This window comes from Amycolatopsis sp. NPDC003861 (genome assembly GCF_053605405.1).
This window is the reverse complement of sequence record NZ_JBSGJD010000111.1, coordinates 14,805-29,200: the sequence shown is the minus strand read 5'-3', so window position 1 is coordinate 29,200 and position 14,396 is coordinate 14,805. Positions and strand designations below refer to the sequence as shown.

Here is a 14,396-nt window from a genome sequence, read left to right as displayed (position 1 = left end):
GGGCCCGCGCGCCGGGCTGAACGAGATCAACCTGCCGCCGGTGCAGGCCGGGTCGTCGATCATGCCGGGCAAGATCAACCCGGTGATCCCCGAGGTGGTCAACCAGGTCGCGTTCGAAGTGATCGGCAACGACGTCACCGTGACGATGGCCGCCGAAGCCGGCCAGCTCCAGCTCAACGCCTTCGAGCCGATCATCCTGCACTCGCTGTCGGAGAGCATCACGCACCTGGGCGCGGCCTGCCGGACGCTGGCGTCGAAGTGCGTCGCCGGGATCACGGCGAACGTCGACGTCCTGCGCGCGTACGTGGAGAACTCGATCGGGCTGGTGACGGCGCTCAACCCGAGCATCGGTTACGCGGCCGCCACGGAGATCGCGAAGGAGGCCCTGGCCACCGGGCGCGGGGTCGCCGAGCTCGTCGTCGAGAAGGGCCTGATCCCGGCCGAGGAGCTGGCGAAGCTGCTGCGTCCGGAAACCCTCGCCCGCGCGAACTGAGGTACGGTCGGATCCGGAAGGATCTACTCCACTTCGGAAGGCGGGCGCCCGTGCTGGACCGACTTGTCGACAAGTTGCTCGGACTGCCCCGCGCCGAAGGACCGAAGCCGGTCGTGACGCGCGACCTCGCCGTGCCGATGCCCGACGGCGTCACGCTGCTCGCCGACCGGTACGCCCCGGCCGGGACGACGTCGGCGCCGGTGGTGCTGATCCGCACGCCGTACGGGCGCAAGGGCCTGGCGTCGAAGCTCTTCGGCGAGACGTTCGCCCGGCACGGGCTGCAGACGGTCGTCCAGAGCACCCGCGGCTCGTTCGGCTCCGGCGGCGAGTTCCGGCCCTTCCACCTCGAACGCGAGGACGGCATCGCCACCGCCGAGTGGCTGCGCGCGCAGCCGTGGTGCGACGGCACCCTCGGCACGGCCGGCGCCAGCTACCTCGGGCACACGCAGTGGGCGATCGGGCCGTACCTCGACCCGCCGCTCGCCGCGATGTGCCTCGGCGTGACGGCGTCGGAGTTCGTCTCGACGTTCTACCCGGGCGGCGTGCTGGCGGCGGACAACATGGTCTCCTGGTCGGCGATGATCGGCCGCCAAGAGGAGCGTTTCGCCGCGCTGCCGAACCCGCTGCAGACGCGGAAGACGCGCCGGGCGATGTCCTCACTGCCGCTGAGCACCGCCGACGTGGCCGCGATCGGCAAGCCGGTGCGGTTCCTCCAGGACATCACCGGGCACTTCGCGCCCGAAGACGACTACTGGGCGATGTCCGACCACAGCGCCGCGGTGGCGGGACTCGACGTCCCGGTGTCGATGGTCACCGGCTGGTACGACCTGTTCATCGGCTCCCAGCTGCGCGACTTCCGGACCCTCGCCGACGCGGGCAAGGCGCCGCGGATCACGATCGGGCCGTGGGCGCACGGCGAGCCCGCGAGCATGGGCCCGATGCTCCGCGACCAGCTCGGCTTCCTGCGCGCGCACCTGCTCGGCGACCGGACGTACCTGCAGCGCTCGCCGGTCCGGTTGTTCCTGCAGGGCGCCGGGACGTGGCTGGACTTCGAGTCGTGGCCGCCGCCGTCGAAGGCGACCGAGGCGCACCTGCGGCCGATCGGCGGCCTCGGCGAGAGCTTCGGCGAACCGGCGCTGCCGACGACGTTCACCTACGACCCGGCCGACCCGACGCCCGCGGTCGGCGGCCCGCTGCTGACGGGCGAGTGGAAGCAGCGCGACAACCAGCAGGTCGAGGCCCGGCCGGACGTGCTGGTGTTCACCGGCGAGCCGCTGCCGTCGGACCTCGACGTCATCGGCGAAGTGGTTGCGACCATGCACGTCCGCACCGAGCTGGGCCACGCCGACGTCTACGTCCGCCTCTGCGACGTCGACTCCGGCGGGGTTTCGCGCAACGTGACCGACGGGATCCTGCGCCTGCGCCCGGGCGTCCCGGCCGCGGACGCGGACGGCGTGGTGACGGCGGAGGTGACACTCGACCCGACGGCGTACCGCTTCCGCCGCGGCCACCGCCTGCGCGTCCAGATCGCGGGCGGCGCGTTCCCGCGGTTCGCGCGCAACCACGGAACGGACGAGCCGGTGACATCGGCGGTGACGGGGAAGCCGAACCGCTTCGAGGTCTTCCACGACGCGGCCCGGCCGTCCCGGCTCACGCTGCCGGTGTTCAGCAGCTGAGGCCCCCGTTAGGCGGTGTTCCCTTCGGCGTGGCTCTCGGCTTCGGGGGTCTGGAGCCAGCCGCGGAGCCGTTCGCCGCCGAGCTTGATGTGGACGGCCTGGCTGAAGCCATCGCGGTCGATGCCGGGATAACCGTGCCGTACGACCGAGCGGTACATCTCCTGCGAGACGGCCAGCACGAGCGGCGCGGTCGTTTCTCGCAGCTGCCGCTTCAGCTCGGGGGCGTCGACGAGCCGGCAGGCGAGGTCGACGTCTTCGCCGTAGGGCCCGCGGCTGTCGTAGTGCACCTCACCGGCGTGCACGGCCACCCGCATCCGGAAAGCGAGCTCAGGCCACTCCTCGGCGTGCTTCTCGAGCAGATCACGCAGGGCCGGGACGACGGTCGTGAGCAGGAGGGTCTTGGGCAGCTGGTCGAGGGGCCGGATCAAGCAGAGAGCACCGTCCCCGCGGTCGACGAAGGCGTCGCGGTGCCTCCTGCCGATGCCGCCGGTGACGAGCGCCCGGTCGAGGAACTCGTAAAGGACGGTACGGAGCCGGGAACGCACCGAGTTCGGGTGCTTCGTCGAGTTCTCGATGTCGACCGCCAGAATGGCCCGGTGCCGGGGAACGTCAGCGGACAGCGTCGGCCGGGCCGGCGCTTCCGGGACCTCGGCGACGGGGCGGCTTCCCTCGACCTCGTCGACGAGCGCGTGGATTTCCCCCGGCTTCCGCGTGGCCAGCCGGCGGCGAAGGTCCCCGGCGGTCGGACGAAGATCGTCGGGGCGCGGCGGAACCGTGCGCGCTTCGAAGAGCCGGCGGAAGTTCTCCTCGCTGGTCATTCGGCTCCCTCCGAAGAATCGCTTCGTCGTTTCCTTCGCGGTACCGCTGGTGGCAGCCCGTCGATGTATCCGTCGAGCGCGCCGCTCTCGCACAGCTTCTTCTTCGCCGTACGCAGCACCCAGCGCACCTGGTTCCGGCTCACGCCCATGATCCGGGCCGCCGACTCCTGATCGAGCTGGTCGACGTGACACAGCACCAAGGCCGCACGCTCACGAGCGTCGAGTCCGCCCAGGGCGCGCAACAGGTCGATCCGCATCTCCGCGGTGACGAACGGATCCGACAGGTAGTCGTCGAACAAACACAGTTCCGATGGCGCGGTGAGGACATCTTTTCCACGACGCTCCTCCTGCCGCCAGTAGTCGGCCACTTTCTTGCCCGCTATACCGAAGAGAATCATCGGATGTTCTTCAGGCGGGCAGTCGGCGCGCTCGAGATAGGCGGCGAACGGCTCCAGAACCTGCCAGAACACGGCTTTGGCGTCGTACGGATCCGGAACGCGCCGCGACAGGTAGGCGAACAACTTGTCGAGGAGCTCGTCATGGTGCCTGAGGAAGTGCTCGAGCGGATCGTCCCACGCCCACCTGTCCGCCCTCGGCTGCGACGAGTTGGCGGTGTCAGTCACCGATCACCCACTCGGCGTTCCGGGCCTGCTCATCGGCATGGGGCATGTCGTGTCTCCTTCGGGCCGGGCGGACACCTGTACCCCTTGTATCGCCTCGAGGCGGCTTGCTCGGTGACTCCGAGACCGATTTTCCCGGATCGGCCCGGTCAGGCGGAAGCGCCGGCCGGGACCGTCCGGTGGTGGCTGGTCACCCGGCCGTCGTCGTGGAGGACGTGCAGCAGCAGGCCCGGCGGGCGGTCGTAGGCCAGCGGGCCGCCGTCGGTCCAGCCGCTGTCGCCGCCCGGCTCGATCGGGAGCAGCGAGCCCGACACCACGCCGGGTGCGATGTGCAGCGGGACGCCGGCGAAGGTCGTCGCGGCGCCCGTGTGCACGTGCCCGGCCAGCAGCGCCTTCACCCGCGGGTGGCGGCCCAGAACCTCGGCCAGCCTCTCCGAGCCGGCCTGGCGGATCGCGTCCACCAGCGGGACGCCGACCTCGACCGGTGGGTGGTGGAACGCCACGATCGCCGGCCCGTCGCCGCCGGACAGGACGCCGTCCAGCCACGACAGCGTCTCGTCGGCGAGGAAACCCGCGCCGCGGCCCGGGATCGTCGAATCACACAGCGCGAACAGCACGCCGCCGACCTCGTGGGCGACGTCGATCGGGCCGTCGGAGGCCGGCAGGTCGAGCAGGCCCGTGCGGAACGCCGCCCGGACGTCGTGGTTGCCCGGGCACAGCAGCACCGGTGCCGGGTGCTTCAGCAGCTCGGCGGCGCGCGCGTACTCCTCGGGCGTGCCGTGGTCGGCGATGTCGCCGGTGACGACGACCGCGTCGACCGGCAGCTCGCCGAGGCAGGCCATCGCCGCCGCGACGCGGGCCTCCGCCCGCGAGCCGCCGTCGAGGTGCAGGTCGCTCAGGTGCGCGATGATCATCGGCCGTCCTTCCCCAGGTACGCCAGGGCCTTGACCCAGTTGGCGACGAGCACCGAGGACGCGGCGGCCAGGTCGCCGTCGCGCAGGGCCGCGGCGATGCGGCGGTGCTCGGCGATGCTCTCCCCGGCGTGGTCGTGCCGGGCGAAGTACGCCGACTCGTAGCGCTTGAGCAGCGGCTTCGTCTGCTCGATCAGCCGCAGCAGGTGCGGGTTCGGGCAGCGGGACAGCAGCAGCGCGTGCCAGCGATCGTCCAAAGCGGACAGATCACCGCCGTCGGCGGCGGCCATTTCGCCGGCCACGGCGTCGAGCGCGTCCGGCAGCCCGGCCAGCTCCAGCGGTGACGTCCAGCGCAGCGCGAGGGCTTCGAGCTCGGCCACCAGCGGGTAGAGCCGGCGGGCCTCGTCGGGGTCGAACGGCGGGACCAGGAACCCCCGGCCGGGCGCGGAGACCAGCAGGCCGCGGTCGGCGAGCCCGATCAGCGCCTCCCGCAGCGGCGTCCGGCTGACCCCCAGCTCGCGCGCCAGGTGCACCTCGTTGACGCGGGCGCCGGCCGCGAGCCGCCGGTCGAGCACGCGGGCGGTGATCTGCTCGATGAGGTCGCTGCGCAACGGGGTGCGGGCCATGGCGAGCAGTATTGCATACAATAGCTATCTACTGTATTCAGTTCGTATGAGCTTCGACGTCGAACGCGCGCGGCGCGAGACCCCGGGCTGCGCCGAGGTGGTCCACTTCAACAACGCGGGCGCGGCGCTGCCCCCGGCCGTCGTGACCGACACCGTCGTCGAGTACCTGCGGCACGAAGCGCTGGTCGGCGGGTACGAAGCGGCCGCCGCGGCCGCGGATCGCCTGGATGCGGTGTACGCGTCGGTGGCCCGTCTGCTCGGTGCCGGCCGCGACGACATCGCGCTCACCGACAACGCGACCCGCTCCTGGCAGGCGGTGTTCTACGCGCTGCCCTTCGGCCCCGGGGACCGGATCCTGACCTCGCGGGCGGAGTACGCCAGCAACGCGATCGCGTTCCTGCAGGTCGCCGGGCGCACCGGCGCGGTCGTCGAGGTGATCGGCGACGACGAATCCGGGCAGCTGGACGTCGAAGAGCTGCGGCGGCGCGTCGACGGCAGCGTCAAGCTGATCGCCGTCAGCCACGTCCCCACCCAGGGCGGGCTGGTCAACCCGGCCGAGGAGATCGGCGCGGTCGCCGAGGCGGCCGGTATCCCGTTCCTGCTGGACGCCTGCCAGTCGGCGGGCCAGCTCGACCTCGACGTCTCCCGCCTCAAGTGCGACGCGCTGTCGGGAACGGGCCGCAAGTACCTGCGCGGCCCGCGCGGCACCGGGTTCCTGTACGTGCACCCGAGGCTGCGCGAGCGGCTGGAGCCGGCGATGCTCGACCTGCACTCGGCGAGCTGGGAGTCGCCGACGGAGTACGTCGTCGACCCGACGGCCAAGCGCTTCGAGGTGTGGGAACGCGACTTCGCCGCGGTGTGCGGCCTCGGCGCGGCGATCGACTACGCGCTCGGCTGGGGGTTGCCCGCGATCGAGTCGCGCGTTGCTTCGCTGGCCGCGTTGCTGCGCGAGCGGCTGACCGAGGCCGGCGCGCGCGTCCACGACGCCGGGGCCCGGAAGTGCGGCCTGGTGACGTTCAGCCTGGACGGCACCCCGGCCCCGGAGATCAAGGCCCGGCTGGCGGAAGCGAACATCAACACGTCGCTGTCGACCCGCACATCGGCGCAGTACGACTTCACCGCGCGGGCGTTGCCGGACATGGTGCGGGCATCGGTGCACTACTACAACACCGAGGACGAGATCGACCTGCTGGTGCGGGAAGTCGAGAAGCTCTAGAAGGCGTTCACACCGGTCAGCTCGGCGGACACCGTCCACAACCGCTCGGCGAGCGCGGGGTCGATCGCGTAGTCCTTCACCCCCGTGCGGGTGCCGTCGGCGGGCGCGGGCTCGGCGATGTCGCAGTCCTCGAGGTAGACGCCGCCGAGGCCGTCGAGCTGCGGGGACGTCGCCGCCCAGACCTGGGTGGCGGCGCCCTGCTCCGGCGTCTTCGCGCCGCCGGTCACCCGGCCGTCCGCGTCGAGCATGCCCGCGGCCACCAGCTCGGCACGGTCGAGGTGGCGCACCAGGTCGGTGAGGATTCGCCCGGGGTGCAGGGCGAACGCGCGGATGCCGCGCTTGCGGGCCAGCCGGTCGAGGTGGACGGCGAACAGCACGTTCGCGGTCTTCGCCTGGCCGTAGGCGAGCCACTTGTCGTAGCCGCGCTCGAAGTCCAGGTCGTCGAAGCGCACCGGGCCGTAGTGGTGGCCGCGGGAGGACACCGAAATCACGCGGGCACCGGGGCCGAACGCCGGCCACAGGCGGTTCACCAGCGCGAAGTGCCCGAGGTGGTTGGTGGCGAACTGCGCCTCCCAGCCCGGTCCGACGTGGGTCTCCGGCAGGGCCATGATCCCGGCGCTGCCGATGAAGACGTCGATACCGCGCTCCGAAGCCACGAACCGCTCGGCGAACGCGCGGACGCTCTCGAGGTCGCCGAGGTCGAGCTCGCCGATCTCGACGTTCTCGAAGCCCTGCAACGCTTTTTCGGCCGTAGCGGGCCGCCGGGCCGGGACGACGACGTGCGCGCCCGCGGCCGCCAGCGCCCGCGTCGTCTCCAGGCCGAGCCCGGAGTAGCCGCCGGTGACGAGGGCGAGCTTGCCGGTCAGGTCGAGGCCGTCGACGACCTCGGCCGCCGTCGTGGTGGCGCCGAAGCCGGAGCCGATCTTGTGCTGTGCGGTGGTCATGTCCGCGACGGTAGGACCTGGAGCGGACTCCAGCGCAAGTTCAGCCCTTGAGCAGCTGCCGCGCGATCACGAGCTTCTGGATTTCGCTGGTCCCTTCGTAGATCCGGAACAGCCGCGCGTCGCGGTAGATCCGCTCGACCGTCACGCCGCGGACGTACCCCGTCCCGCCGTGGACCTGCACCGCGCGGTCGGCGACCCGGCCGAGCATCTCGGTGCAGAACAGCTTCGCCGACGACGGCCCGAGCTTGCGGTCCTCGCCCGAGTCGTACTTCGCCGCGGCTTCGTGCACCATCGCGCGGCCGGCCGCGAGCTCGGCGTGGGACTCCGCCAGTAACGCCTGCACCAGCTGGTACTCGCCGATCACCCGGCCACCCTGGCGCGCCGTCCGCGCGTACTCGACGGCTTCGGCGAGCGCCCGCTCGGCCAAGCCGACGCACAGCGCCGCGATGTGGAGGCGGCCGCGGGCGAGCGAGGCCATGGCGATGCCGAACCCCTTGCCCTCCGCGCCGACCAGCGCGTCGGCCGGCAGCTCGACGTCGTCGAAGACCACCTCCGACGTCCAGGCGCCGGCCTGGCCCATCTTGGGGTCGTGCGGGCCGACGGTGACGCCGGGGGCGCCCGCGGGCACGAGGAACGCGGAAATGCCGTGGCTGCCGGTGCTTTCCTGGTCGGTGCGGGCGAAGGTGACGAAGACGTCGGCGAGCGGCGCGTTGGTGATGAACCGCTTGGTGCCCGAGAGCCGGTAGCGGTCGCCGTCGCGGAGGGCGCGGCTGGTCAGGCCGCCCGGATCCGAGCCGGCTTCGGCTTCGGTGAGCGCGAACGACGCGATCGACTGGCCCGCGGCCAGCCGCGGCAGCCAGCGGGTGCGCTGGTCCGGCGTCCCGTGGTGCACGATCGCCTGGCCGGCGATGCCGTTGTTGGTGCCGAACAGCGACCGGAAGGCCGGCGTCGTCCAGCCGAGCTCGATCGCCAGCCGGACGTCCTCGGCCATGCCGAGCCCGAGCCCGCCGTACTCCTCCGGCAGCGCCCACCCGAACAGCCCGAGCTCGGCGGCCTTCTCCCGGACCCCGGCCGGGATTTCGTCCCGTTCGTCGATCTCCGCCTCGCGCGGCACGACCTCCTTGCGCACGAAGTCCCGCACCGCGCCGAGGACCTGCCCGAAAACGTCCGCGTCCATGCCGCGGCACGCTACCCGGATCGCTGCCCCCGAGGGCACACCCGGACGCGGTAGCTTGGGCCGATGCGCAAGCCGATCGCCGTCGTCACGGCCGCCCTCGCCGCGGCCCTGGTCCTGCCCGCCACCGCCTCCGCGACGCCCGGCAGCGGCGTCGCCGGCACGATCCTGGCCCAGAAAACCATCGGCCACACCGATTACACGCTCCGGGAGATCACCATCCAGCCGGGCGGCTACACGGGCTGGCACTTCCACGACGGCACGCTCTACGCGTACGTCAAGGCGGGCACGTTGACGCACAACCTGGCCGACTGCAGCATCGACGGCATCTTCGGCACCGGTCGCGCGTTCACCGAGAAGCCGGACCAGGTGCACATCGGCCGCAACCTCGGGTCGACACCGCTGGTACTGGAGGTGCTGTACGTGCTCCCGAAGGGCAGCCCGCTCTCGGAGGACGCCGCGAACCCGGGCTGCGACTTCTAGTCAGCGGTTGCGGCGCCACTCGTCGCGAAGGGCACGCAGGGCCCGGACGACGGGGATCAGCGCCCGCAGGAACAGCGCCACGGCGGCCGGCAGCCGGGCCGCCGTCTGCAGCACCAGGACGATCGCGCCCAGCACCGCCAAGATTCCGGTAACCATCTTCGTCTCCCGCTCGACTCTTCGGTGATGGCCACGGTGTCCCGGCCATCCCGCAGATCGAATCGGCCATCCGGAAACCGGTCAGCTCGAAAAGGCGGGTGAAGGCGGCTTTACCCTGGTCGACGCCCACGAACCGAAGTACCGGTCCGGTACCGACCGACGTGCGGCCCGACCGGAGGCGATGGATGGCGAAGCACAGCAGGCTGGTGGAGCGGCTCCGCGCGCTCAGGGAGCTTTCCGGCCTCACCAACGTGAAGATCGCCGAGCGGTCGAAGACCTACGTCTTTCCGGGGGCAGCGAAGCGCCACCCGCTCAACGACCGGAGCATCGGCGACTGGCTGCGCGGCGACCACGTGCCGTCCGAAGAAGGCCTGAGAGTCCTGGTGGGGGTCATGCAGGTGGCGGCGGCCGACCGACGGCCGCCGATCGAGCGACCGGATCCGGAGCTCATGAAGGGCGTCGCGGAAGGCAGCTGGCTGGATTGGCTGGCGGAGGCACGAGAGCGCGACGGGCGGCGTCCGGCCCCGCCCGAAGACGGATCGCGCTGGGAAGGGATCATCCGCGCGGCGAAGATCTGGCCGGACGCCGAGGGTGCGGCGGAGCTGCGAGATCAGGCGTTAGCCGCCTTGAGGCAGCTGGAGGGCGAGCGTCGCAAGGCAGTGGAAGCGGCACTGGCCGACGACCCGTGGCTCGACGAGGAGCTGCCGGAGCGGACGGTGCGGCGGGTCAGTGAGCTCGTCGGGTACCTCTCCGGTGCTCCGCTCGAGTTCTCCGCGGTGGAGGCGTTCCTGCTCACAGTCGCGCCGCTGCTCTACCACACCCGCTGGGCGCAGACCGCCGTCGAAGCGCACTCGGCGGTCGACCCGATGCGGCTCGAACCCGAGCCCGACTGCGACTTCGAGTTCTTCCGCAGCGGCGACCAGCAGCGACGCCTGGTCGAGCGGGCCCGGCGCATCCCGGCCGCGGAGGATCCCGACCGCCGGGCGATTTGCTGGTGGCTGTTCCACCGGTGGCTCGACCAGAGCGCGTCCGGACAGCCCGCGACCGTCTCGCTGGAGCTGGCACCACCGCTCGAACAGCAGCTGAAGCAGCTTTTGCCGGTGTTCCGCCTGTCCCCCGGCAAGCTCAAGGATTGGCGGCTGCGCGACCAGCCGGAAGAGTGGCCTGGCGGCCAGCGGCTGCGGACCCGGCTCGTCGCCCTCATCCTGGGCCTCGCCCACACGATGGCCATCGAGCCGGGCTCACTGTCGAGCACGCTCGTGGAGCACCTGGGCATCGACCACCAGGTGGACCTGGCGGACCTTCGCCGCACGCTGCGGGCAAGCAGCTGGGTGCGCACCCCGACGGCGCTGCGGCTGGACGCCGAGTGCCGGCACGAAGCGGTGTACGAAGTACTCACCGAGCACGTGACACGGATGTCGGAGATGCTCCGCACCGCACGAGAGGCCGCTGCGCGCGAAACGGCGGTGGCCCCGCTGCTGGGGTTGCCGGAACGGTCCTCGGACGAGGACGTCACCCCGGCGACGAGGCCGGACGGCCGGCCGGAGTTCGTGGTCCCGACGACGAAGTTCCGGCTCGACGAGACCCGCGTGCGCGAGCTGCTGATGGGCGAGCAGCTCTACCGCGACCGCTCTCTGGCGATCCGCGAGCTGTACCAGAACGCGCTCGACGCATGTAGGTACAGCCAGGCTTGGCGCCGCTACCTCCTGGTGAAGAACGGCGGGCCGAGGGACTGGTCCTGGCCGGGGAAGATCGAGTTCCGGCAGTGGGAGGAGGGCGGCCAGCACTTCCTCAGCTGCCGGGACAACGGCGTCGGGATGGGCGAGGCCGAACTGCGCGAGGTGTTCTCGCAGGCGGGGATCCGGTTCGCGGACCGGCGTGAGTTCGCGGTGGAGCGTGCGCGCTGGGAGGCGGAAGGCATCCACATCCACCCCAACAGCCGGTTCGGGATCGGGGTGATGAGCTACTTCATGCTCGCCGACCGGATCGAGGTGACGACCCGCCGGATGAACCCGGGCGGGGAGCGGTTGCCGCTGGTGAAGGTGGCGATCGCGGGTCCGGGTCACTTGTTCCGGGTGGAAACCCTCACCGGGCCCGACGACGACGGCCGGGAGGAGGGCACGGAGGTCAAGCTCCTCCTTCGGGATGGGGCGAAGGCGCCTTCTTGCGTGGCGACTTTGCGGGCGCTGCTGGGGATCGCGGAGTTCGAGACGACGGCTCAGTACGGCGAGGAAGAGCCGGAGCGCTGGCAGCCGTTCGAGTTCCAGCCACGGCGTCGGCATCCGGCGCGGGAGGACAGCATCGAGGCCTACGGGCGGCTCCAGCACGGTGCTCCGTCGGAGAACGGGCAGGTCGTCTGGTGCGAGCGCGGAGGTGCTTTGCTCGTCGACGGCATCTACGTGAGATGCGAGAACCAGCGTGGCGTGCTGACCGCAATGGTCAAGAACAGCGATCCACGTGGCGCGGTCATCAATTTGACCGGCTCTTTCTCGCCCAAACTCAGCGTCGACCGGATGTCCGTGCTCCAGGACGTGTCGGAACGAGCCGAGCTCCTGCTTCAACAGGCGACCTCGGATCTCAGAAAGCCTGAATCCCTTCTTGAGTACCAGTGGGTTCTGAATGTTTTCGAGAATAATCCGGGAATCGCCGATGTCATCGCCGACACGGCGATCTCCGCAGGCTTGCCCACCCGGATCGGCTCGTACGACACGACCGTGGACGCCACCGGAATCATCAAGCTGGACGGGCAACTGATCCGAAAATCCGCCCAGTCGAACACCGACTACCGACGCAGGGTCATGAACACGCCGCCACATCTCCTACTGTGGCGATTACTGGCCCTCAAGAAGGAGCGGACCGACGGGCCTGACAGGCAACCCTTGCTCCCAGCACTTCCGTCAGACGACCTCTTGATCACCTTGGCAGGCTACACAACAACCTACGGTTCATTTCCGCCGGAAATCTCCCCGCCATCAGCCTGGCGAGCGGCTATTCATCTCGGAATCGACTCCACAAACGTGATAAGACGACTGGCCAAACTTGGTTTTTCGGTGACGAAGTGCGAAAAGTTGCTTCCGCCGACCCACCTCGATTCGGCCGATCTGACGCTGATCAACCTTGCAGAAAAGCCACTGAGACGCAGCAATCATTCCTACGAATATGCGACACTGGTTGTCGCGAGCGCTCAGCTGGACATTCCGATGACGCAGGTTGCTCGCCGACTCGCCGAACTGGGATTCGACAGCGCATATGTTGCCCCTTCAGGACGCGCCGACGGCACAGACGTACGACTCATCGGCAACCTCGGCACCGATCCGACGAAATCGAACGCACGTTTTCTGAAGATCGGCGAGCCAGTGTCAGCCCTTTACGTGCTACTGGCCGCCGAGGCGACCGGGCTCACGCCGTCGAGCGCCGCGAATCGCTTGCGTCGCCTGGGACTGACAGTCCCGGACTTCGACACAACCGTCGCTGACCTCAGAGCGGTCCCGCTCCCTGTTCTACAGGCGATGAAGCAACTGCTGACACGCGGACAGCAGTCGCAAACGGGTCAAATGTGCCGCGAAGCACTGCGCGCAGGATGCCAACCACGAGACATCGCACGAACGTTGGCAAAATTTGGTATTGATGCAGAAAAGCAGCCACCCGAGCAACTGACCGACACCGATGAATCTCTCCTGCATTCGCTGCCATCGTCGGTCGATTACGCGGGGCCACACGATTTGATCCGAGCGTCGCTACGCTCGGAACTGACCACACAGAACGCGGCGGCCCGATTCGAAGCCATGGGCTTCAGAACTTGCGATGCCGCACATATCCCGTCAACCCCCGAAGCGAAAGACCGAGAGGTTCTACAGGCACTCTCCGGAGCCCTCCTCGGTTCAACGGTGAATTTGCGCGAGCTCGCCATAATAGTGGCACGAACCGGCTACTCTCCCACCGAGGTCACCCAGCGACTCGCGAAGTTCCAAATCGACGTCGAGTACACCCCGGCTACAGACCACCACATCGATCCAGAACTGATTCCGCCGAGATTACCCGCGCCGGCCACGACCGGAATAATAAAAGTTCCGCTTCCCCTTATTCTGAACTACGCCGATGACACAGGAATCACACCGGCCAAAATTGGCTCCCACCTCCGAAGCCTGGGATGTTCGGTACCACAAATCAGAGAGCTCTCCCCCGAAGAGGAAGCCCTGATCGGGAAAAATTCAACCCGCGAAAGACTCGATCTTCAGCGTCCACTCACCCTGTCCGACTTGCTCGTCGGAGCCGTCCGCGCTGGGATGACAGCCCATGAAGCCGCAGCACGGTTCGACGAACTCGGCTGCCGCTTCGAGTTCCCGGACCTGGACACCGAGCTGCAGCGACTGCTCCCCCTGGTCCCCCGCATGAGCGACCACCGGCCATGACCCCGCCGCCCACCCCTCTGCCACGCGACCGACGTCGACGCAGCCATCGCACTTGCCGAAGGCGATATCGGCGCGGAGATACCCGGCGCGGGCAGCGAAGTCTTCGCCCTCCTCCGCGACAGCTGATTGCCACACGCGAGCACCTGGACCACTCCTTCGACACGCCACCGAGCCGGCCTCCGGGGAGATCGACTGGTACGGCACCACCTACTCGGCCCGGTGGATGCCCGACAGTGGGGCCCCAGAAGTCGAGGCGTACTTCGACCGCGCCCGACCGAAGGTGATCAGCCACCCGGGCTGCGATTATCAGCTCGCCAGCCACCCGGCGGCATCCAGCCGATAAGCCGCCGGGCCCACCACCGCGCGCAAGTCGTTCTCCAGTGCGGCGATCCGCTCCGCCCCCACCACGCGCGCCCACTCCGCGCGCAGCTCGTCGAAGATCTCCGCGGACTTCCGGAGTGCGTCGACGCCGTGGGCGGTCAGGCGGACGATCTTGCGGCGGGCGTCCTCCGGGTCGTCGGCGCGCTCGGCGTACCCGAGCGCTTCCAGCCGTTCCACCGTCTTGCCCGCCGCCTGCTTGGACACGCCCAAGCGGCGGCCGATCTCCGATGCCGTCGCTCCCTGGATGCCGATGGCCTGCATCGCGAAGCCGTACGACGGGCGGACGTCGGGGTGGCCGCGGCGGGCGAGCTCGGCGTGCAAGCGGTCGATGAGCGTGCGGAAACCGCCGAAGAGCAGGAAGGGCAGCTCGTAGCCCGGCGTGTCCGTCATCGGACCTTGCCAAACTCGACAACCTGGTTTACGGTTTCGACAACCACGTTGTCGATCCTAGCTCGGGAGACGCCTTGTTCGCCGATCACACCCCGG

The 14,396-nt window shown here is 69.7% G+C and carries 13 protein-coding genes; 5 read left to right on the top strand and 8 right to left on the bottom strand.

All coding sequences use genetic code 11. From position 1 onward, the window contains the following. Nucleotides 1-493 (top strand): lyase family protein (locus ACWEVN_RS25850; RefSeq protein ID WP_452053016.1); only part of this gene is annotated, 493 nt, incomplete at its 5' end. Between the two features lie 50 nt (nt 494-543). Then, entirely contained in the window at nt 544-2,169 is a 1,626-nt protein-coding gene (locus ACWEVN_RS25845) for a CocE/NonD family hydrolase (RefSeq protein WP_452053015.1), read from the top strand. An 8-nt stretch (nt 2,170-2,177) separates the two neighbouring features. Here ACWEVN_RS25845 and ACWEVN_RS25840 read toward each other — a convergent pair whose 3' ends face one another. The 4 genes from ACWEVN_RS25840 to ACWEVN_RS25825 form a co-directional block, all read right to left on the bottom strand. Continuing rightward, a complete protein-coding gene (locus ACWEVN_RS25840) occupies nt 2,178-2,987 on the bottom strand; it encodes a hypothetical protein (RefSeq protein WP_452053014.1) in 810 nt (269 codons plus the stop codon). Beyond that, entirely contained in the window at nt 2,984-3,610 is a 627-nt protein-coding gene (locus ACWEVN_RS25835) for an RNA polymerase sigma factor (protein ID WP_452053013.1), read from the bottom strand. Before ACWEVN_RS25835 ends, ACWEVN_RS25840 begins: the two co-directional genes overlap by 4 nt. A 146-nt stretch (nt 3,611-3,756) precedes the next feature. After that, complete coding sequence (locus ACWEVN_RS25830) at nt 3,757-4,521, bottom strand: metallophosphoesterase (RefSeq protein ID WP_452053012.1); 765 nt, start codon at nt 4,519-4,521, stop codon at nt 3,757-3,759. Beyond that, nucleotides 4,518-5,144: a GntR family transcriptional regulator gene (locus ACWEVN_RS25825; protein WP_452053011.1), complete on the bottom strand. Its 627-nt coding sequence runs from the start codon at nt 5,142-5,144 to the stop codon at nt 4,518-4,520. The genes ACWEVN_RS25830 and ACWEVN_RS25825 overlap by 4 nt, the downstream gene beginning before the upstream one ends. Nucleotides 5,145-5,190: 46 nt before the next feature. On the opposite strand from ACWEVN_RS25825, the gene ACWEVN_RS25820 reads away from it, so the two are divergent. After that, nucleotides 5,191-6,360 carry an aminotransferase class V-fold PLP-dependent enzyme gene (locus ACWEVN_RS25820; RefSeq protein WP_452053010.1) on the top strand — a complete coding sequence of 390 codons (1,170 nt, stop codon included), beginning with the start codon at nt 5,191-5,193 and terminating at the stop codon, nt 6,358-6,360. Here the strand turns inward: ACWEVN_RS25820 and ACWEVN_RS25815 are convergent. Both ACWEVN_RS25815 and ACWEVN_RS25810 read right to left on the bottom strand, forming a co-directional pair. Beyond that, entirely contained in the window at nt 6,357-7,304 is a 948-nt protein-coding gene (locus tag ACWEVN_RS25815; RefSeq protein WP_452053009.1) for an SDR family NAD(P)-dependent oxidoreductase, read from the bottom strand. The two genes, ACWEVN_RS25820 and ACWEVN_RS25815, sit on opposite strands and share 4 nt — an antisense overlap. A gap of 40 nt (nt 7,305-7,344) precedes the next feature. Further along, nucleotides 7,345-8,481: an acyl-CoA dehydrogenase family protein gene (locus tag ACWEVN_RS25810; protein WP_452053008.1), complete on the bottom strand. Its 1,137-nt coding sequence runs from the start codon at nt 8,479-8,481 to the stop codon at nt 7,345-7,347. Nucleotides 8,482-8,544: 63 nt separating this feature from the next. Here ACWEVN_RS25810 and ACWEVN_RS25805 point away from each other — a divergent pair, with 63 nt between their 5' ends. Beyond that, complete coding sequence (locus ACWEVN_RS25805; protein WP_452053007.1) at nt 8,545-8,961, top strand: cupin domain-containing protein; 417 nt, start codon at nt 8,545-8,547, stop codon at nt 8,959-8,961. Here ACWEVN_RS25805 and ACWEVN_RS25800 read toward each other — a convergent pair whose 3' ends face one another. Continuing rightward, nucleotides 8,962-9,117: a hypothetical protein gene (locus tag ACWEVN_RS25800; RefSeq protein WP_449682838.1), complete on the bottom strand. Its 156-nt coding sequence runs from the start codon at nt 9,115-9,117 to the stop codon at nt 8,962-8,964. Nucleotides 9,118-9,302: 185 nt separating this feature from the next. Between ACWEVN_RS25800 and ACWEVN_RS25795 the strand changes: the two genes are divergently transcribed. Continuing rightward, entirely contained in the window at nt 9,303-13,529 is a 4,227-nt protein-coding gene (locus ACWEVN_RS25795) for a wHTH domain-containing protein (protein WP_452053006.1), read from the top strand. A 306-nt stretch (nt 13,530-13,835) separates the two neighbouring features. On the opposite strand, the gene ACWEVN_RS25790 is transcribed toward ACWEVN_RS25795, so the two are convergent. After that, a complete protein-coding gene (locus ACWEVN_RS25790; protein WP_452053005.1) occupies nt 13,836-14,300 on the bottom strand; it encodes a MarR family winged helix-turn-helix transcriptional regulator in 465 nt (154 codons plus the stop codon). Nucleotides 14,301-14,396: the final 96 nt, after the last annotated feature.

Coding starts and splice junctions, on each gene's coding strand:
- ACWEVN_RS25840 (WP_452053014.1), bottom strand. CDS start 2,987: ATGACCAGCGAGGAGAACTTCCGCCGGCTCTTCGAAGCGCGCACGGTT.
- ACWEVN_RS25830 (WP_452053012.1), bottom strand. CDS start 4,521: ATGATCATCGCGCACCTGAGCGACCTGCACCTCGACGGCGGCTCGCGG.
- ACWEVN_RS25825 (WP_452053011.1), bottom strand. CDS start 5,144: ATGGCCCGCACCCCGTTGCGCAGCGACCTCATCGAGCAGATCACCGCC.
- ACWEVN_RS25820 (WP_452053010.1), top strand. CDS start 5,191: ATGAGCTTCGACGTCGAACGCGCGCGGCGCGAGACCCCGGGCTGCGCC.
- ACWEVN_RS25815 (WP_452053009.1), bottom strand. CDS start 7,304: ATGACCACCGCACAGCACAAGATCGGCTCCGGCTTCGGCGCCACCACG.
- ACWEVN_RS25810 (WP_452053008.1), bottom strand. CDS start 8,481: ATGGACGCGGACGTTTTCGGGCAGGTCCTCGGCGCGGTGCGGGACTTC.
- ACWEVN_RS25805 (WP_452053007.1), top strand. CDS start 8,545: ATGCGCAAGCCGATCGCCGTCGTCACGGCCGCCCTCGCCGCGGCCCTG.
- ACWEVN_RS25800 (WP_449682838.1), bottom strand. CDS start 9,117: ATGGTTACCGGAATCTTGGCGGTGCTGGGCGCGATCGTCCTGGTGCTG.
- ACWEVN_RS25795 (WP_452053006.1), top strand. CDS start 9,303: ATGGCGAAGCACAGCAGGCTGGTGGAGCGGCTCCGCGCGCTCAGGGAG.
- ACWEVN_RS25790 (WP_452053005.1), bottom strand. CDS start 14,300: ATGACGGACACGCCGGGCTACGAGCTGCCCTTCCTGCTCTTCGGCGGT.